Source organism: Mucilaginibacter sp. OAE612 (genome assembly GCF_041806395.1).
GTDB lineage: Bacteria > Bacteroidota > Bacteroidia > Sphingobacteriales > Sphingobacteriaceae > Mucilaginibacter > Mucilaginibacter rubeus.
Genome location: NZ_JBGMUW010000001.1, coordinates 572,629 through 592,712, shown reverse-complemented (window position 1 = coordinate 592,712; position 20,084 = coordinate 572,629). Strand labels below are relative to the sequence as shown.

General features: G+C 41.5%; 20 protein-coding genes. 11 read left to right on the top strand and 9 right to left on the bottom strand.

Annotation, left to right across the window (positions count from 1 at the left end; all coding sequences use genetic code 11):
- Window positions 1–176: 176 nt before the first annotated feature.
- Window positions 177–1,220 carry a two-component regulator propeller domain-containing protein gene (locus ABID99_RS02640; RefSeq protein ID WP_176628079.1) on the top strand — a complete coding sequence of 348 codons (1,044 nt, stop codon included), beginning with the start codon at window positions 177–179 and terminating at the stop codon, window positions 1,218–1,220.
- A 44-nt stretch (window positions 1,221–1,264) separates the two neighbouring features.
- On the opposite strand, the gene ABID99_RS02635 is transcribed toward ABID99_RS02640, so the two are convergent.
- Entirely contained in the window at window positions 1,265–2,155 is an 891-nt protein-coding gene (locus ABID99_RS02635) for a flavin reductase family protein (protein WP_176628078.1), read from the bottom strand.
- Window positions 2,156–2,522: 367 nt separating this feature from the next.
- On the bottom strand, window positions 2,523–3,518 hold the full coding sequence (locus ABID99_RS02630; protein WP_188833303.1) for a fumarylacetoacetate hydrolase family protein: 996 nt from the start codon (window positions 3,516–3,518) through the stop codon (window positions 2,523–2,525).
- A 693-nt stretch (window positions 3,519–4,211) separates the two neighbouring features.
- On the opposite strand from ABID99_RS02630, the gene ABID99_RS02625 reads away from it, so the two are divergent.
- The 6 genes from ABID99_RS02625 (at window position 4,212) to ABID99_RS02600 (ending at window position 10,197) form a co-directional block, all read left to right on the top strand.
- Window positions 4,212–5,369 (top strand): homogentisate 1,2-dioxygenase, encoded by a 1,158-nt coding sequence (locus tag ABID99_RS02625; protein ID WP_188833304.1) that lies wholly within the window; start codon window positions 4,212–4,214, stop codon window positions 5,367–5,369.
- Window positions 5,370–5,453: 84 nt separating this feature from the next.
- Complete coding sequence (gene hppD, locus ABID99_RS02620) at window positions 5,454–6,599, top strand: 4-hydroxyphenylpyruvate dioxygenase (RefSeq protein WP_373612748.1); 1,146 nt, start codon at window positions 5,454–5,456, stop codon at window positions 6,597–6,599.
- 125 nt (window positions 6,600–6,724) lie between these two features.
- A complete protein-coding gene (locus ABID99_RS02615) occupies window positions 6,725–7,195 on the top strand; it encodes a YciI family protein (RefSeq protein ID WP_373612747.1) in 471 nt (156 codons plus the stop codon).
- Window positions 7,196–7,852, top strand: coding sequence for a DNA alkylation repair protein (locus tag ABID99_RS02610; protein ID WP_373612746.1), 657 nt, complete (start codon window positions 7,196–7,198; stop codon window positions 7,850–7,852). It abuts the gene before it with no gap.
- Window positions 7,853–8,295: 443 nt separating this feature from the next.
- Window positions 8,296–9,777, top strand: coding sequence for a PAS domain-containing protein (locus ABID99_RS02605; RefSeq protein ID WP_373612745.1), 1,482 nt, complete (start codon window positions 8,296–8,298; stop codon window positions 9,775–9,777).
- A gap of 15 nt (window positions 9,778–9,792) precedes the next feature.
- Complete coding sequence (locus tag ABID99_RS02600) at window positions 9,793–10,197, top strand: response regulator (protein WP_373612743.1); 405 nt, start codon at window positions 9,793–9,795, stop codon at window positions 10,195–10,197.
- Between the two features lie 54 nt (window positions 10,198–10,251).
- Here the strand turns inward: ABID99_RS02600 and ABID99_RS02595 are convergent, their stop codons facing one another.
- The 3 genes from ABID99_RS02595 to ABID99_RS02585 all read right to left on the bottom strand — a co-directional run bounded on the left by ABID99_RS02595 (window position 10,252) and on the right by ABID99_RS02585 (window position 13,097).
- Complete coding sequence (locus ABID99_RS02595; RefSeq protein ID WP_373612741.1) at window positions 10,252–10,722, bottom strand: hypothetical protein; 471 nt, start codon at window positions 10,720–10,722, stop codon at window positions 10,252–10,254.
- Between the two features lie 25 nt (window positions 10,723–10,747).
- The gene (locus ABID99_RS02590) at window positions 10,748–11,728 is read right to left on the bottom strand and encodes a type I phosphomannose isomerase catalytic subunit (protein WP_373612739.1); all 981 of its coding nucleotides are present in this window, start codon (window positions 11,726–11,728) and stop codon (window positions 10,748–10,750) included.
- Between the two features lie 139 nt (window positions 11,729–11,867).
- Entirely contained in the window at window positions 11,868–13,097 is a 1,230-nt protein-coding gene (locus ABID99_RS02585; protein WP_373612737.1) for an NADP-dependent isocitrate dehydrogenase, read from the bottom strand.
- Between the two features lie 212 nt (window positions 13,098–13,309).
- Between ABID99_RS02585 and ABID99_RS02580 the strand changes: the two genes are divergently transcribed.
- Window positions 13,310–14,020, top strand: coding sequence for a hypothetical protein (locus ABID99_RS02580; RefSeq protein ID WP_373612735.1), 711 nt, complete (start codon window positions 13,310–13,312; stop codon window positions 14,018–14,020).
- An 82-nt stretch (window positions 14,021–14,102) separates the two neighbouring features.
- Window positions 14,103–14,537: a hypothetical protein gene (locus ABID99_RS02575; RefSeq protein WP_129571867.1), complete on the top strand. Its 435-nt coding sequence runs from the start codon at window positions 14,103–14,105 to the stop codon at window positions 14,535–14,537.
- 61 nt (window positions 14,538–14,598) lie between these two features.
- Here ABID99_RS02575 and ABID99_RS02570 read toward each other — a convergent pair whose 3' ends face one another.
- The 4 genes from ABID99_RS02570 to ABID99_RS02555 form a co-directional block, all read right to left on the bottom strand.
- A complete protein-coding gene (locus ABID99_RS02570) occupies window positions 14,599–16,392 on the bottom strand; it encodes a DNA polymerase III subunit gamma/tau (protein ID WP_090528498.1) in 1,794 nt (597 codons plus the stop codon).
- 95 nt (window positions 16,393–16,487) lie between these two features.
- The gene (locus ABID99_RS02565) at window positions 16,488–17,939 is read right to left on the bottom strand and encodes a capsule assembly Wzi family protein (protein WP_188833310.1); all 1,452 of its coding nucleotides are present in this window, start codon (window positions 17,937–17,939) and stop codon (window positions 16,488–16,490) included.
- A gap of 402 nt (window positions 17,940–18,341) precedes the next feature.
- On the bottom strand, window positions 18,342–18,578 hold the full coding sequence (locus ABID99_RS02560; RefSeq protein WP_090528506.1) for a hypothetical protein: 237 nt from the start codon (window positions 18,576–18,578) through the stop codon (window positions 18,342–18,344).
- Between the two features lie 86 nt (window positions 18,579–18,664).
- Window positions 18,665–19,285, bottom strand: a complete 621-nt coding sequence (locus ABID99_RS02555; RefSeq protein ID WP_373612732.1) for a hypothetical protein — start codon at window positions 19,283–19,285, stop codon at window positions 18,665–18,667.
- Between the two features lie 154 nt (window positions 19,286–19,439).
- Between ABID99_RS02555 and rpsF the strand changes: the two genes are divergently transcribed.
- A complete protein-coding gene (gene rpsF, locus ABID99_RS02550; RefSeq protein WP_090528512.1) occupies window positions 19,440–19,808 on the top strand; it encodes a 30S ribosomal protein S6 in 369 nt (122 codons plus the stop codon).
- Entirely contained in the window at window positions 19,808–20,071 is a 264-nt protein-coding gene (rpsR, locus tag ABID99_RS02545; RefSeq protein WP_022833472.1) for a 30S ribosomal protein S18, read from the top strand. The genes rpsF and rpsR overlap by 1 nt, the downstream gene beginning before the upstream one ends.
- Window positions 20,072–20,084: the final 13 nt, after the last annotated feature.

Genomic DNA, 20,084 nt, shown 5'->3' with positions numbered 1-20,084 from the left:
GTTAACACACGCTCAATGTCAATCCGAATAAGGATTTGCATTCCCCGGGGAGGAGACTTCGGCCACCAGGCATAACATGGAGACTTTATTTACAAAGTTTACATTTTTATTTACAATCCTGGTTCTTCTGACAGTAAGGTATCAAAGTAATTTCGCTGGATCAACTTTGATATGATATGAAAAATAAAAGAAACGTTTTGTCCTGCCTGATTATTCTGCTGGCAGGAGTAATTTATTCCCCTGCACAGGCCCAGCAAAAGCATGCCGAAAGCGTAATCCCTTTCGCCGGACCTAACCGAATCACCCGTAATATCATACAAGATAAAAAAGGCAACATTTGGATTGCTGCATTTGATGGTATTTTTCGGTACGATGGGAAATCCTTTACCAATATCACAAGTAAAGTGAGTTCGGCCCGCTTTTTTTCTGTTTTAGAAGATAGGAAAGGCAACTTGTGGTTCGGCTCTATCGGTTCAGGTGTTTACCGTTACGACGGGAAATCCTTTCGTAATTTTACAATAAAGGATGGCCTTCTCAATAATGATGTTGTAAGTATTTATGAAGATAAAAAAGGCAGCATCTGGTTCGGCGTTTGGGGTGGAACAAGCCGGTATGATGGAATATCATTTCGGAATTATATCATAAACGGATATGGGATGAATGAAGACCCAACAGGGAAAACATTTCCGGATAGGGCACCTTACGAAGTTAATTCAATTATTGAAGACAGAACGGGCAAGCTTTGGTTTGCCACAAGAGGCAACACCTTTGTGTACGACGGAAAAATATTTAACGTTTTCAGCCGTAATGGTAAACCTTTTACCAATGTTCGTTCTGTAATGGAAGATAAAAAGGGCAATATCTGGCTCGCCGGCGGTGATGGACTGTGGCGCTATGATGGTAGTTCATTTACCAATTTCACCCGGAAATTTGCGGGTTACGTTTACGAAGATAAAAAAGGAAACATTTGGACAAGTTCAGAAAGTGCTGATAACCCCAACAGGGTACTTTCTGGTTTTAGCGCTAATACAGCGGCCTGGGCGCTTTCCCGTTACGATGAAAAATCCTTGTCTGATAAAAAGCCATCAGTAACCGAAATAACTAATAAGCCAATGGTTTTTGGGATTTTAGAAGATGATAAAGGAAATATTTGGTTTGGTGCTATAGGTGGAGTGTACCGGTATGATGGAAACACTATAACAGACTTTAAAGGGATGTAGCTGATGATCCGTCTCACACTGGCAGAAGAATACGTATTCAGCTATCATTCCATCAGCAACACCATCAAAGCTTCTTCAACCCGCTCTTCTTCAAGTAAATGCTTAGCTTTCAAATGTAATTGCAGCTCACGGGTCTGGCTGTCGCCGATGGTGGCATCAAGTACTTCTTTTATCTCCGGGGTAAGCGCAAAGGCTTCGATAGCCTCATCGCCGGGTATAGCTTCGAGGTTACCCAATTGCCCGAGGTTGTTACCTGTAAGGATCCTCGAGTTGCGGATAGCATAAGGCAGTGCATCAACACCTATACCCATTTTGGTATTGGGTTTGGCTACTTTAAACAGGTTATCTTTAGTAACCCGGCAATACCAGTCGCCGCCAAGCCGGGCAACCAGGTCCATTTTGGCCTGGTTTATTTTGCCATCCGCGTCTAAAACGGCATCATTAATGTGCATCATCTTGATTTCGGCGAATACAAGATTGCCGGCGCCATGGCCTTGTCCCAATTCAACAACCTCCTTAACTACACATTCCATTTGCACATATGACTCCGCCACGCGTGGCGGTTTTACCAATTGGGATGGTACAGGTGTTAAACCCGATTTAATAAACTCATTAACACCCTGCGGATACTCTACGCTTGAGAGCGAAGTTTGCTGCACCATATCATAATTAACAATATTGATCACGCATTCGGGCACTTCTTTTACATTTTCGAGCGTGTGTTTGGTGGTATTATCCCTCACCCGCCGTGATGGCGAAAAAATACATATGGGCGGATTAACGCTGAAAATATTAAAGTAACTGAAAGGGCTCAGGTTTACATTCCCGGCTTTATCAACCGTTGAGGCCAGGCAAATCGGTCGCGGAGCTACCGCAAAGTTCAGGTAGCTTTGCAGTTGAACAGGAGAAAGATCGGATATGTGGATGGTGGGCATGGACGTTTTACTTTCACCGTCATTGCGAGGTACGAAGCAATCCCCAATTGGCAGAGAAGCTATACAAGTCCCTCTGTATAGTTTGGGATTGCTTCGTACCTTATAATGACGGAATTATAAGTTATTGATTATTAAGTATATTTTCTCGATCAATTTTATAACATGGGCGTTGCCTGCGGCCCGGGCTTTCCGTTACAAGTCCTCGCCTTTCCTACCCGCAATCCCTGCACGCGCTGTGGGCTTTTCACTGCAATCCCTAACGCGGCCCCGCACGTCATAATACATTTTAAAGGTCATAACCATTTTTTCCCGGGGTTTCCTGGTGGGTTATAGCAATGACGCATTTTATGCTTACTGGTATTATTTCTTACTTCTTCAACTTCAATATCGAAAAATCACTATTGGATTTTTTAATAATATTCCCGAGCATGCCTAAACCGGTAACCTCCATTTCAACCAAATCACCCGGCTGCAGCCATTGTGGTTCATAATCTGCATTATTAAGTACACCGGTGCCATTCAGTTCAAGAAAACAGCCTGTACCAACCGTGCCCGAACCTATTACATCACCCGGTAATACATCGCATCCATAGGCAGCACGTTCAATGATCTCGGCAAAGGTCCAGTCCATATCGGCCATATTACCTGCGGATACCTGTTTGCCATTCACCACGCATTTCATCTCCAGGTTATAGGCATTCCCTGTATGACCAGGTTTTGCAGGTACTTTATATTGCTCCAGTTCGTCGGGTGTTACCAGCCAGGGACCAATCACCGTCGAAAAATCTTTACCTTTCGCCGGGCCAAGGTTCAGCAGCATTTCTTCCATTTGCAGGGTGCGGGCGCTCATATCATTCATGATCATATATCCCGCTATAAAACTATCGGCTTCGGCAGCTGTAATGTTACGCCCTTTTTTATTGAGAACAACGGCAACTTCCAGCTCAAAATCAAGTTTTTGAAAATGATCGGGCATACATTCAATTTCGCCGGGGCCTTGTATGGCGTTGTGATTGGTGAAATAAAAAATAGGATACTGATCAAACTCAGGTATCATATCCAGCTTACGGTTGCGCCTTGCCGAAGCCACGTGCTGGCGAAATGCATAACCGTCACGACATGATGTTGGATGGGGTACCGGTGCCATCAGCTCAAAAAACAGTTCCTCTTTAGCCTCTATCTTTCCCGACCGGATATCTTCGTTAACCCGTGCAGCATGCTCCATCAGTTCGGGGCCTCCCCATAAAAACTCGTTCATATTGTCGGGGATCAGCTTATCGCAGGAGTTTAAATTGTAGATATGGCCATTAACAAAAACGCCAAGATGTTCACGGTCTTCGGTTTTATAGGATACTAATTTCATAGAGTAGCTTAATTGGTATAATCAAAGCTAATGATTTTGATTGAGGGAATTATAGTGAATGGTTGATTAAGTTGAGAGGTCCCTCTCGCGGGCGTATATAAAGATATACTGCCACCGCTCGGCTCCAGCCCATAGCCGTTAACTTAAGGAAAAAACTCTTCAAAGCGAGGGAATGTGCGACTCCCCTCTTGAGAGGGGTGGAGGGGTGTGTTATTCTACGTGCAGCTTATCGCTTGTATAACACACCCCTGCTCCCGCTCTTTCCCACTACGCCCCCTCTCAAGAGGGGATTTTAAAGCGCATGTGCTAAATTAATCTCTTAGGTTAATGGCTATGGGCTGGAGCCGAGCGGCGGCGTAAGGATTAAAAAATAACTAACCAGTCACCTAATCAACCACTCACTATTCAACCCAAAACTTGCATCCTAAATATAATCCCGCTAACTTAGTATCATGTTACGCGTACAAATGCATTTTCTGTTTTCATTGGGGTTAACCTCCATGAGCGATGCGTCATCGTTCAGAGATGCTATGCTTGCCAAGATCGTGCTGGCGCAATACTAATTCCCCCTCCTCTTTCCTCTATTATTTTTAACCATTATTTATTAAATGGTCAGGCTATGCGTTACGACTTTTTAGCCCGAACACAAATCAGCATTTTATACGTTTTATTGTTAACCAATTAAACCAATCCATGCCTCTATATCATAGTTTAGGATCAATTCCGCCTAAGCGGCATACGCAATTCCGTAAGCCCGATGGTAGTTTATATGCCGAAGAGCTGGTATCAACCGAAGGTTTTTCAAGCCTTTATTCACTGGTGTACCACGCCTATCCGCCCACCATTGTAAAAACCCTTGGCGAGCCTTATAGTGTGGAACCTAAAATAGCACGCGAAAAACACCTGAAGCATACCAGTTTGATAGGTTTCAATATCCAGCCCGAGGATGACTACCTGCAAAGCCGCAAGCCGGTACTGGTAAACAGCGATCTGCATATTTCGCTGGCAGCGCCGCGCCAAAGCATGACCGACTATTTTTATAAGAACAGCCAGGCCGATGAGGTAGTTTTTATTCACGAAGGTACAGGCATTTTAAAAACAGGTTTCGGCAATATCAAGTTCCAATACGGCGACTACCTGGTGATCCCCCGCGGCACCATTTACCAGATGGAGTTTGACGGCATGGGCAACCGACTTTTTATTGTAGAAAGTTTTAGTCCTATTCGTCCGCCAAAGCGTTACCGTAACCAGTACGGGCAGCTAATGGAACATTCACCTTATTGCGAGCGCGATATCAAACTACCGGCCAATCTGAAAACTTATGATGAGCATGGCGATTTCAAGATCCTGATCAAAAAGCAAGGCCTCATTTATCCTTATATCTATGGCACCCATCCTTTTGATTTTATTGGCTGGGATGGCTTCCATTATCCCTGGGCGCTGTCCATCCATGATTTTGAACCTATAACCGGGCGCTTACACCAGCCGCCTCCGGTACACCAAACCTTTGAGGGTAATAACTTCGTGATCTGCTCCTTTGTGCCCCGCAAGTTTGATTACCACCCGTTATCTATCCCTGCTCCTTACAACCACAGCAATGTAGACAGCGACGAGGTTTTGTACTATGTAGATGGCGATTTCATGAGCCGCAAAAGCGTGGTAAAAGGGCAGATCACCCTGCACCCCGGTGGCATTCCACACGGCCCGCATCCCGGCTCGGTCGAAAAATCAATAGGCAAAGAATCAACGGACGAACTGGCTGTGATGATCGACCCATTCAGGCCGCTGATGCTTACGGAAGACGCGATTAAGATTGAGGACGAAAATTATTATAAGAGCTGGCAAGAGTAAGGCGAAAGGTTAAAGGCGAAAGCTGAAAGGTTTTAAACTCCGGCCACTAATACAATAACTCAAAAATCATTGCAATAATTAACCATGAACACACAAACTTTAGATAAAAAAGTCTCCCCTACCGGGGGAGATTTAGAGGGGGCTGACTTCCTGCCCCTTAACGGCACCGATTATGTGGAATTTTATGTTGGCAATGCCAAACAGGCAGCCCATTATTATAAAACCGCCTTCGGCTTTCAAAACCTGGCTTATGCCGGGCCCGAAACCGGCGTGCGCGACAGGGCATCATACGTTTTGCAGCAGGGTAAGATCAGGATAGTGCTTACCACTCCCCTGCACTCTGAGCACCCTATTGCCGATCATGTTAAAAAACATGGCGATGGTGTAAAAGTGCTGGCCCTTTGGGTTGACGACGCCTATGATGCCTTTGAGCAAACCACCAAACGAGGCGCCCAGCCATACCAGCAACCGCAAACTCTGACTGATGAAAACGGCGAGGTACGTACCAGCGGCATCAAATTATACGGCGAAACCGTGCACATGTTCATTGAACGTAAAAACTACAAGGGCTTGTTTTTACCGGGATATCAAAAGCTGGAAAATAATTACAATCCGGCAGATACCGGTCTGCTATATGTTGACCATTGCGTGGGCAACGTAGGCTGGCATAAAATGAACGAATGGGTTAACTTTTATGAAGAGGTTTTAGGTTTCCGAAATATCCTCACTTTTGATGATAAAATGATCTCGACCGAATATTCGGCTTTGATGAGCAAGGTGATGAGCAACGGAAACGGCTATGTAAAATTCCCGATCAATGAACCTGCCGAAGGTAAAAAGAAATCGCAGATTGAGGAATACCTGGAGTTTTACGAGGACGAAGGTGTACAGCACCTGGCCCTTGCCACCCATGATATTGTAGCTACTGTTACCGAACTGCAAAACCGGGGCGTTGAATTCTTAACTGTTCCTTCAACTTATTATGATGATCTGATTGACCGTGTTGGCCATATTGACGAAGACCTTGAGCCGTTGAAACGCTTAGGTATTTTGGTTGATCGCGATGACGAAGGATACCTGTTGCAGATCTTCACCAAACCTGTTGAAGACAGGCCAACCCTGTTCTTTGAAATTATTCAGCGCAAGGGTGCCAAATCATTCGGCGCAGGTAATTTTAAAGCCCTATTTGAGGCCATTGAACGTGAACAAGAAGCAAGGGGAAATCTTTGATTTCGGATTTCGGAATCTCGATTTCGGATTTTTAATATTGAAATTATGATTAGGAGCCGGGCATTGCCCGGCTTTTTATTTGGTTGGCAATAGATTATATTTGATATAATCAACAATCACTTTTTATGAAGAAAGCTTTACTTATCATTGTCGCTCTTGCGTTAAGCCTTAACTGCTTAGCCCAGAATACTGCTGCTTCAAAACCTGTTTACGATGCTGTCCTGGCCAAAAAACTCGGAGCCGATGATTATGGTATGAAAAAATATGTGATGGCCTTTTTAAAAGAAGGGCCAACACAACTCAAAGATTCGGCGGCTAATATGCAGCTGCAGATGGCGCACCTTAAAAATATTGGCCGCCTTGCTGCCGAGGGTAAGTTAGTTGTGGCCGGTCCGTTTCTGGATAACAAACCCTTACGCGGCATTTTTATTTTTAATGTAGAAACCGTGGAAGAAGCCCAAAAACTTACCGAAACCGACCCGGCCATCAAAGCAGGGGCCTTAGTTATGGAGCTGCACCCTTTTTATTGCAGCGCGGCACTGATGCAGGTAGTGCCAATTCACAATACACTCCAAAAGAAAAGCATGACCAATTAAATGGATGCCGTACCATTTTTACTTGAACAGCTTAAAGAAAAAGCTGATGCCGCGTACCTAAAAGGGATGGCCCGTTTTGGTATTGATAGCTCACAAGCTTTGGGGGTAAAATTGCCAGAGATCCGTAAACTGGCGAAGGTCATTAAAAAAGATCATGAGTTGGCTTTGGCACTTTGGGATACACAAATACATGAAGCCCGGTTACTGGCCTCCATGATAGCCGATCCTAAACAGGTTACCCCCGAACTAATGGACAGCTGGACCAGCGACTTTTATTCATGGGATATTTGCGACCAGGTTTGCGGTAATCTTTTTGACCGCACCCCATTCGCCATTGATAAAGCCGTGGAATATAGCAGTCATGAGCAGGAATTTGTAAAACGTGCCGGTTTTGTTTTAATGGCCGAATATGCAGTTCACAATAAAACAGCGCCCGACGAAATATTTATAGACTTGTTTCCTATTATGGAGCGGGAAGCCTGGGATAATCGAAACTTTGTTAAAAAAGCTATTAACTGGGCTTTACGCCAAATAGGCAAACGGAATAATATATTAAAAGTTAAAGCCATTAACACTGCACAAAATATTTATGGCCAGCCCAGCAAATCAGCCAAATGGATTGCAAAAAACGCGCTTGATGAACTAATAAGAAAATAATGATTTAATATTTTCCATAAAGTTAAATTCTCGGCAAATTGCCTGTAAAATAGGACATTATAAAACCCAATAATAGTTCACCCATATTTACTAAACTGGTGGCCGCTATTTTTTACAATTCAATTACATCAAACAATTTTGTGAAGGATACCTTCATTTTTTTAACACAAAAATGAAGTGTGAGCATATTTTCGTAAAATATCACTTCAATTAAGAGTAGATATGGCCAAATATTCTTCAAGCCGTAAATACCAGTAAAAGAATACATTATAAAGTATCAAAAATATTATATTTGAAGCAGGCCAAATGTGGAATAAATGATTGATAAGAAGCCACGGCCATACAACTGATGGTTATAAATTATAAAAACTTCAAATCATGGCACATGTTTTAGTCATATGCACGTGTCAAAAACAAGTTGAATTAGTGAACAGATTGTTGATATGAGTTTTTTTGAAAAGGGCAAACTTTCCGGCGATGATGTACATCTTACCCCTTTGATCAATGATCTGGATACGGGGATCTGGAAGTACAATTTCAATACAAGGGAAGTAAAATGGTCAACAGGCTTCTATACGCTGTTAGGTTATCAAGTCAATGAAATTGAATGTGATGCTTATACTTTTTTTGAACATCTGCTTTACCACGGCGATAAACCGTTTTTTTTCAACGCCATTAACAACAGGATAGCGGAAGACACACCACCGCTCCAATTACGTTTTTTAACAAAAAAAAACGGGTACCAGTGGTTTGAAACCACTATCAGGAAACTGGACGATGAGCATGGCAGTATAGTTTACGGTTCGCTTGTAAACATCAACCGTTACAAACAAGATGACTTATTATCGGCACATAACCAAATCACCAATGATGATGCCTTTAAAACAGCACGCTTAGGCATCTGGGAAATTGATCCTCAAAACATCAGTACCATTGCGCTGTCAAAACAGGTATATGACTTATTTGATCTTCAAAATCATTTAAAACTAAGCGTTGAAGAGTTTATTAGTTTTTTTGAGCCTCCGTACCGGCCTGTTTTACAAAATGCTATTAACCATACTGTTGAAGATAGCAGGCCATTTGATATTGAGTTGCTCTTACGTTCGGCCAAAAACAATATGTTATGGCTAAAAGTAAAGGCTGTACCTGTGATTGATCACCTGGGCAAATGCACATCTGTTAAAGGGGTTATCCAGGATATCGACAGCGAAAAAAGAAAGTTGCTGAAACTTGAACAGTCGATAAATTTACTGACGGACCAAAACCGCCGCCTGCAAAACTTCGCGTACATTGTTTCACATAATCTTCGTTCGCATACGGGCAACCTTCAATTTATGGTAAACCTGTTTGAACAAACCGAAACAACTGAAGAACGGGAGGAGATCTTTTCGCATATTAAAACCATCAGCGACAGCCTGGACCTGACCATCGAACACATCAACGAAATAGTTAAGATTCAAACCGAAATTACCAAAGAGCGAAAGGTGGTTGAGTTGGAACCCATGTTCAAAAACATTTGCTCGGCGTTAAAAAATAATATTGAAACCATAAACGCCCATGTTGAGGGTGACTTTACGCAATGCCGCGAGATTAGTTATATACCGGCTTACATGGAAAGTATTTTACAAAACCTGCTTACCAACTCTTTAAAATACAGTCACCCCGACAGGCAGCCCGTTATAAAATGCTATACCTTAACAGAAGGAAAACATATTTATCTCATTTTTGAAGATAACGGCCTTGGTATAGATCTTGACCGCTATGGCGATAAGATTTTTGGGATGTATAAAACATTTCATCAAAATACGGATGCAAAAGGCATTGGCTTATTTATAACCCGTAACCAGATTGAAGCATTAGGCGGAAGCATTAAAGTTGACAGCACAGTAAATGTTGGCACAAAATTTACTATCAGATTGGTATAATTAAATTACCAATAGATGATTGCAGAGCGAAGTCCGGCTAACACCTGGATTGTGGATGATGATAGTATTTACGTTTACGGCCTAAAAAAATTAATAAGCATAAAGGAACTGAATACCCAATTAAGCCATTTTGTAAATGGAGAAGAAGCCATTTGCGCATTGAAAAAAGCAAACGAAGATCATAACCTACCTGATGTAATATTACTGGATATTAATATGCCGGTTATAGATGGATGGGAGTTTATGCATGAATTTGCGAAAATAAAACCCCGAACGGGGAAAAAGATCGCTGTTTATATGGTGAGCTCATCCGTTGATCTTAACGATATCCACCGGGCTAAAAATATTTCTGAAGTTTCTGACTATCTGTTCAAACCTGTAAGAATAAATCAGTTAAAAGAGGTTTTTGACAACGTTTAACTGCAAGTGAACGAGCAAGTAAATAAATACGGAACCTAAAAGGCTCCGTATTTATTATTGCTTCATTAACACCGAAGTAGAAATAAAGTATTGGGAGGTATCTTTAAATGTTAGCTGAACTTTTCCGCCTACATTGCTCACCACGCCGTATGAAACAGATTTATTAGACAAAGTAAACTTTATCCGGTTACCGCTTTGCACCCAGGAACCTGAAGCAGATGCCCCCTTTTGCCCAATAATAGTATAACTATCATCAGTCCGTGAAACATAACAATCTTCAGCGCCTACGTAAGCGGCTGTCCATGTGCCGTCACCTTTCAGGGTAGTTTGGTTATCACTTATGCATGGAGATACAACGTTTGTATAGGTATCTGAGTGACCGGTGGTGATGTTTATATTCGTTTCTGATATCAGCGAATACTTACCTGCATAAGCATTTACAGGTTCACCCTTTTCTTTTTTGCAGGCATTACCCGCAAGTAATGCTACTGTGGCCAGGCTTAAAAAATATATTTGTTTTTTCATAAACGCAGGAAACAACCGTATGCTATTATTCGATATAGCTTTCCAGTATTTTAAAGCCACCTGTTGTTTCCAGCTCAATTTTATCGATGCTTTTTGGTAACAGGATACATTCGCCCATTTTAACCGCGTATGCCTGGTTGTTATATTTTACAGTATAACCGCCTTCAACACAAACATGGATCACAAATGAATCAAGTGCCGAATAGTCTTTCGATGTACTTTCGTCAAAATCGAGCACATTGGTAGTAAAATAAGGGCAGGTAACCAGTTTTACAGTCTCGTTCTTTTTAGGTTCGTATTGGGTTTTATATTCGGGATAATGCTTGTAATCAATAGCGGCAAGAGCTTCTTCGGTATGTAACTCGCGTTTATTGCCTTTATCATCAACACGGTCAAAATCGTAAATACGGTAAGTAATATCAGATGTTTGCTGAATTTCGGCAATCAGCAAACCTTTGCCAATAGTATGCACCCTGCCTGCCGGTAAAAAGAAAACATCGTCAGCTACTGCCTTCTCTTTATTAAGGATATCCATGATGTGGCCGCTGTTTAAAGCATCTACATATTTCTGCTCGGTCATTTCCTGGTTAAAACCGGTGATCAATGTCGAACCCGGATCAGCTTCAATAATATACCACATTTCGGTTTTACCAAATGAGTTATGGCGTACTTTAGCCAGCTTATCGTCAGGGTGTACCTGTACCGAAAGATCATCATTGGCATCAATAAACTTCACCAATAAAGGGAAGATGTTACCGAAATGGTCATAAACTTTTTTGCCAACCAGCTCGTCTTTGTATTGCTCCAGTAAATCGGCTAATGATTCACCTTCAAGGGCGCCTGAAGCAACAACCGAAACATCAGATTTCACTCCCGATATTTCCCAGGTTTCGCCGCAGTTTGGCAGGCTGCCAAAATCTTTATGCAAATAGGTTTTGATCTTTTGACCGCCCCATATCTTGTCTTTATATATGGTTTTAAATTTTAATGGATATAATGCCGACATAGTGTTATGTATTTTTGCCCGCTAAGTTAGGAGTTAAATAGAAAATTGAAAACGCTAAATTGGTTTACTCAGCTTAATGTGTAACAAAAAAGCCCATACTATAATGTATGAGCTTTTTCTTATTTAAATCGCCTGGCAATTATTTACCTAAGCGTTTTTTCAGGTTCTCGTCAATTGCAGCCAAAAACTCTTCGGTGTACAGGTAATCGGTACCATGCTCCACTTTTGGTTTAATGGTGATGGCCAAATCTTTGGTCATTTTGCCGCTTTCAACAGTTTCAATACAAACTTCTTCCAAAGCCTTGCAGAAATTGATCAATTCAGTGTTCTTATCTAAGATGCCACGGAATTCCAAACCTCTTGTCCATGCAAAAATAGAGGCAATTGGATTGGTTGAAGTTGGCTTACCGGCCTGGTGATCACGATAGTGACGGGTTACAGTACCGTGGGCAGCTTCAGCTTCCATTACAGTACCATCAGGAGTAATCAGGGTTGAGGTCATTAAACCTAATGAACCAAAGCCTTGTGCTACAGTATCTGACTGTACGTCGCCATCGTAGTTTTTACAAGCCCAAACAAAGTTACCGTTCCATTTAAGGGCCGATGCAACCATGTCGTCAATTAAGCGGTGCTCATACGTGATACCGGCTGCTTCAAACTTTTGTTTGTAATCATTTTGATAGATCTCTTCAAAAATATCTTTGAAGCGGCCATCATATTTTTTAAGAATGGTATTTTTGGTTGAAAGGTATAAAGGCCAGCCTTTCATTAAAGCCTGGTTAAAGCAGGCATGCGCAAATCCTTTGATAGACTCATCGGTATTGTACATCGTCAATGCAACACCATCACCTTTAAAATTAAATACCTCGTATGATTGCTCGGGGCCGCCATCTTCAGGAGTAAACTTAACGGTTAATTTACCTTTGCCTTTGGTTAAGAAATCGGTAGCACGGTACTGGTCGCCAAACGCGTGACGGCCAATGCAGATAGGTGCTGTCCAGTTAGGTACCAGGCGGGGTACATTGGACATAACAATAGGCTCACGAAAAACAGTGCCATCCAATATGTTACGGATAGTACCGTTTGGTGATTTCCACATTTGTTTTAACCCAAACTCTTTCACCCTTGCTTCGTCGGGAGTAATAGTAGCACATTTAATACCAACGCCGTATTGTTTAATTGCGTTAGCTGCGTCAATAGTTACCTGGTCGTCGGTTTGGTCGCGGTACTCTATACCCAGATCGTAATATTTAATATCAAGATCAAGGTACGGGGTAATCAATTTGTCTTTAATGAATTTCCAGATTATTCGGGTCATTTCATCGCCATCCAGTTCAACTACCGGATTCTCTACTTTTATTTTTGACATGCCTGATGTGGTTTTTGTTATACAAACGGCCCAAATATATAAAATTGACTTTATCAATTTTATCAAATAACGCAATGAAAAATTATAGATTTCGTTATAATGACAATTATTAACACCGGCATTGTTGTTTTTATAAACTTTGGTGCTATTTTTATAAAATAAAACGCTTACCATAAAACAAGCTCCTTTTATACAGGTGCTGCCGTTTATTTATGATAAAATCCATACTAAAAATCTCCATTATAATCCTGCTGTGTTTTGTATCTTTTTTTGCTAAAGCCCAAATAGGCTTTGATTATGCACAATATGACGTTGGCTTTGCCGCAGGTATCAACCAGGCCAGTTCTACCGATGTGCAAACCCTAAAAACAACACCTTCTATAAATCTTAACTTTACTTACAATCAAGGCCCGTTTGTAAATTATGTATTTAATGTGGAGGTAGGCCGTTTAAAAGGCGGTTCGCCGGCTACAAGTACACAAAGGCAATTTGAAAACCATTTCAGTGCTTACTCTTTCAGGGTGCAGGTACAGGCAGGCGAATTAATTGACTACTCAAGAAGTGCTGTAGCCAATGCTTTTAAAAACCTTTACCTGTCATCGGGCTTAGGATACATTAATAATAATGTTGTAGACAGAACACAAGATGCGCTTTTATTAGAGCAGGGCCTGGAATTACCCTACGAACGCAAAACAAATGAAATATTTATACCACTAAGGCTGGGTTATGAGTTTAAGCTGTTTAACAGTTACAACCAGCCTGCAGTTAAAATTGACCTGGGCTACCAGTACAATTTTATTATGGGCGATAATCTGGACGCCTACGTTGCCGGCGCGCATAATGACGCGTATTCGCAGGTTACTTTAGGTTTTAAATTTGCCATTGGTGGTGTTACATCTTACCGGAAACAGATCCATTATTAAGCTTAGGCTAAATCTTTTTTGATTGATTTGCTTTTTGGCAGGATTTTTACTGCGTATATTTATATAATAAAAGCACAAACCTATGAACAACGATCAAATAGACGATGCAGGTTTCAATGATGATCTGCCTGATCGCGACGAAAACCTGAAAGATGAACTGGGCGAAACCATTGATAAGGAAGACCTGAGTTATAACCCGGACGATAATAGCTACGAATACGATGTTAAAAGCGATGACCCGGATTATGACCATCCCGATCCGTATCATACTGCCGCAAAAAACGGCGAGGATTTTAACTCCACCTATGACGAGGCAAACCCTTACGATGTAGACGGCGAATTTGACGAAGATCGTTCGCTTGAAACCGATGTAGATGAATTGGGAATGCACATTGACAACGGCGAAAGCGTTGAGATTGATCCGGTTGATGCTGCCCTTTCTCACACTCCCGAAGACGACCGCGACGACCTTGACGAAGAAGGATACCCCAAAAATGACAGGGAACCCCTGAGATAATTTATTAACTGCTGAGTTGTGGGTTTTTAATTAGGCCCGCAGCTCAGCATTTAAAACCCGGTTAATCAAAATCAAGATTAAACCGGCTTTTCAATTCCAGCAACTGCGGGTTGCGGGCTGCCATATGCTGAAACTTTTCGGGCGCGGTATAAGGCTTACGTACTACCTTTTGTTCGTCAACCCGGGCATTTACCTCGATAGTAAAATTTTTAAGTGTACTGCGCAGATAATTCAACATAACCGGCTTTTCATCCCTGAAAATGTTTTCCTGCACCATATTGCCTACTATTACTTCAAAAACATAGGGCTTTAGCATGCGCGGCGCGCCCGCTGTAAGAACGGTTAGCAAAGTTTTTTTACCCTCTTTTTTTGCGAATGCAGCAAAATCGCTCCAGCATTGCAAAAAGGCGTCCATAGTAAAATCCTCTTTATCCTCTCCTTTTAAATATGGGTCCTCTTCTTCAAGTAATTCTTCCTGCGTTTTAACTTCACCGGTTAATGAAGGGGTGAGCGTACTTCGCGAAGGCATTACTATCTTAGGCTTTTCAGCAGGCGATGTTATTGTTTCTTTTACCTGTACAGATGGCGTTACAACCTCTTTTGGTGGGGCACTGTATACCGGTGCGGCTTCGCTCACCATAGATACAGCAGGGCTTGCCTGCGCTCCGTTAACAGGCGCTACTGTTGAGGTATCAGGTTTTTTTTTTAGTCCCCCGTCGGTCGCGGAAGTTACAGTGAGTGGTGTGGTTGCCAGGTTAAACACCGATGGCAGGTGGCACATCTTGAGTAATGCCAGTTCAACCTGGAGCCGTTGATTTTTGCTGAGCTTATAACTAATATCGCACTGATTGGCAATATTCATGGCCGAGAGCAAAAACGACACCGATGCCTGCTGCGATTGCTGCAGGTATTTTGTTTTAATGCCTTCACTCACCTCAAGCAACTTTAGTGTCGATTGATCCTTCCCCACCAACAGATTTCTGAAATGTTCAGAAAGCCCGGCTATAAAATGCGCGCCATCGAACCCGCGCGAAAGGATCTCGTCAAAAAACAATAATACTTTAGCGGTATCTTCCTTAAGCAGGCTCTCAGTTATATTAAAATAATAATCGTAATCAAGTATGTTCAGGTTATCGATAACCGAACGATAAGTAACTTTGCCACCAGAGAAGCTTACAATCTGATCAAACATCGAAAGCGCGTCGCGCAAACCGCCATCGGCTTTCTGGGCTATGATATGCAGGCCGTCGGGCTCATAACCTATGCTTTCCTTGCCGGCAATTGATGCCAGATGGTTGGCCATATCCTCAACCCTGATGCGGTTAAAATCAAAGATCTGGCAGCGCGAAAGAATGGTTGGCAGGATCTTATGCTTTTCGGTAGTAGCTAATATAAATATGGCATAATGAGGTGGTTCCTCAAGTGTTTTCAGGAACGCGTTAAAAGCGGCCTGCGACAGCATGTGCACCTCATCAATAATATAAACCTTGTAACGTGCCGCCTGGGGCGGGATCCGTACCTGCTCAATCAAACTGCGGATATCATCAACAGAGTTGTTTGAAGCAGCGTCAAGCTCATGAACATTAAAAGAATTTCCGTTTTCAAAAGCCTTGCATGAAGCGCATTCGCCGCAGGCTTCGCCATTGGGCTGTAAATTGGTACAGTTAATGGTTTTTGCCAGGATCCGTGCGCAGGTAGTTTTGCCCACGCCACGCGGCCCACAGAACAAAAATGCCTGTGCCAGCTGGTTATTTTTTATAGCGTTTTTGAGCGTATTGGTTATATGTTGCTGACCAACAACGGTTTCAAAAGTAGCCGGGCGATACTTACGGGCCGAAACAATGAAATTATCCACAAGTGCTAAGGTAGTGAGAAATTAGATTTGGTGAAAGAGCGGCTTTGCTAATTTTTTTACACACCGGCCTCTTCGCCATGTTAAACCCGGCATTATTACATAAACGCTTTTGACACCTTTAAAATAATGCCAAACGAATTGTAAAGCAGACCCCCATGATCATATGCCAGATCATATCCAACAGAATAACCATTTTTTAACGCCCTGATTCCCTCAAAATAGGTTGAGTATTGATGCACCTTTTTAAATGCCCCATAATTGGCAGGGCTTCGTATTTTGCCTCCAACCGATCTATACAGTTCAGTGCCATTATCATAAGTTCCCATATTTTCTGAATAGGAAAACTTGCCTGTATAAAGCCAGTTAAAGGCATAAAACTGCACACCGGTATGCAACGCTAAAACCCTGTTATTTACAAAAAATTGCTTGTTATTACCTATTTGGCTGTCTCTTACATCATTTACTGTAGTTATAAAGGGGGTACCCAATCCAACTTCGTTATATGACCATCCTTCTTCGTACTCATAATTATTGTAATAATTTTCAGCACCTGATTTTGTTTTCTTGGAATCCGCCTTACCAGCCTGGTTCGCTGTGTATAAAAATTCAAATAAAAACTTCTTCCAGTAAAAATGATCCGAGTTTGGCTTGTTATTAACGAAAGTAATTCCGTTTAAGCCATCTGTGACATTAGCTAATGACCTTAAGGCACCTATATCATAAAAGTTTTGGCGATATATTGATACCGTGACCCCATCAAATCTATATTCAGCGCCCATGTCTAACGAACCTAAATGATTGCCAACTTTACTTCCCTGATATAATTTACCGGTAAGCACATACCAATACGTTTCGGATCCCGACAATTGAAAACGGCTAAACACACGTTTTTCATTTCCCCATAAGGCTTCATGATTATAGCCCGCCTGAAACTTAAATCTCCATGATGGCTTGCCTATTTTAACATACAGTGTATTTTCCAGATAATAACCTTTGAAATCTGTTGGCCTTTCACCAGTTCTAACTTTAACATCTCCTAAATAACCACTTGCTAACGTCCCCTTAACTGCAAATAATTTCCCGAAAAATGGAATACTATAATAGTTGGGTATGCTTAAACTAATCTTGGGTATGCCTAAGGCATTACCTGAAATCGGAAATGCCCCGGATGAAAGGGTCGAATCTACAATCCCCACAATATCCTTTGAACGGCCAGCTTTCAATTCAAAAATACCGGCGTGGGCCTTTACAAATCCCTCAACTAAAATAAACTTGCTATTATTTCCGGCATTTCCTCTACCTTCAAAGGATGCGGCCCAGTCGTAAGTTTTTGTTGTATCATAATCTTTCCGAATTTTTCCGATTAAGCTACCGGACCCACCCGATAACGGAATACTGCCAAACTGATTTGCCCTTAACCAAAATGGCACTGAATTATTGGTAGTGACAATGCCCTGGGCCTCCAGGCTAATATGCACATCCTGATTTTGTGCTTTTGCTAAAAAAAAAGATAATAATATCGGCAATAAGACGACTAATTTTTTCATAACAGACAGTTTCGGCTAACGATTAATTTCAAATAACAAAAAATGATAATCTATTAAAAATAATATTATTTTTTTATTAAAATCACATCAATAATACTATTACTAATACAAAAACAATCGTAATGTAGCAAATAAATTACATTATTCGCATTTTAACTTCAAATTAAATTTAACTATCCGTTTAAGTCAATGAAACTCAGGTCGAAAAAAATTAAATCATGAAGAAAAAAATAGACACAAAAGAGCCTGCGTTATGATTACTACGCAATTTTAATTTAACTCAGCTTAGGGAATAGGCTGCTCTGATTGCCTTTTTAAGGCAGCAACAGGAAATAAACAGGAATAAGCAAAAAGGAACTTAATATATCGCGGTCAAACAAACACGACTTAACACATAATATATTAAATATCATCATCAGGCAAATGATCATCATCTTCGGGGTCGGGCTCACCGATACTGCCATCAACCTGTATTTCATGCAGATCTTCTTTATCCTCAAGGATATCATCAAAATCTTCATCTTCCTGGTCGTCCCAGTCGCCTTCAAGGGGATCATCCCCTCCGCCATACATTAAGATCTCATCGAAAGTAAGCGGATTGCTTGTTCCTTTTTCGGCTTGAATAGTTGCGGGTTGCATAGCTTATGAGTTTTTAAGTAAAACCATAAGCTATGCCATAAGTTTTAGAAAAAATATTGTTTTTATCAACACAATCTCTCCCCTGTTTACAGAATATCTATCGATACTATTTCCTTTACCGTATAATACCCCTTGGCTTGCGGCAGATACACTTCCAGGTCCTTCCAGGTTATCTGCAGTTTTTTACCGGCAAGTTTAGCCGGTGAAGCATCTATAAATTTCTCAGACCCGGAAAACTGCCTGAGCCAGATAAATGATTTTTCGGCCGCCGCCTTATCTGTTATAACAATATAATTAAATCCCTTTGTATCAATCCGTTTAAATGCGCCGGTAGTAACTTGGGTACCGCTATCCTCAGCATTGTCATCCTTTCCCATTTTCATGGCCAGCTGCATAAAAGATCCACATTTTTGCTTCATCAGGTTTTTACCAATCTCCACGCCTACTTTACTCATTGCCGGTTCATCGGTTACCTCAACATTTTGCTCTTTGGCTACATCCATCAGCAAGTCGGCATGGTTTTCAAAACACTTTTCAAAAGCATCATTGGCAGCTTGTTTGGTAGATATCTTTGCCACGTCAATTTTGGACAGTTCCTTACAAAGCGAATCAAGCAGGCGTTGCTGCGCGGGCCCTATTGTTTGTGCTTTTATTGCACCGGTTGTTGTTATAAAAAATGCGATAAAAAGGAGCAGGTTCTTTTTCATAATATTAATTTGGCTGCTAATATAAATATAGCACTGCCGGGCTAATTTGCTGTTACACACGTAGCATTTCATTTAAAAACATTTGATTGTTTCAATAATTACCCCTACATTTGCAGCCCCGTTATAGCGGGTAAATAATTAAAAATCAAGTATAATGCAACAGTACGAAATCGTGATCGTTCTAACCCCGTTGCTTTCAGAAGAGACTGCTAAAGAGGCAAATGCCAAATACAGCAAAATTCTTACTGATGGCGGAGCCGAAATTGTCCAGGAGGATAATTGGGGTTTGAGAAAATTAGCGTACCCAATCCAAAAGAAAACTACAGGGTACTATCACTTAACTGAATTTAAGGCTCCGGGTGAATTAATTAACAAATTGGAGATAGAGTTAAGGCGCGATGAGCGTGTTTTGCGTTTCCTGACCATTGCTTTGGATAAACATGCCATTGCTTACAATGACAAAAAACGCAGCGGTGCTTTTAACAAAAAACCAGCAGCTAAAGCAGAGGAGGCAGCAAACTAATGGCTAACGAACAAATTAAATACGTTACCGCTCCAAAAGTGGAGGATAACCGTAAAAAATACTGCCGTTTCAAAAAGAACGGTATCAAGTATATTGATTACAAAGACGCAAACTTTTTATTAAAGTTCATTAACGACCAGGGTAAAGTATTACCACGCCGTTTAACCGGTACTTCATTAAAGTTTCAGCGTAAAGTGGCACAGGCTGTTAAACGCGCACGCCACATCGGTTTATTACCTTACGTTACAGATTCATTAAAATAATAGGAGATTTAAG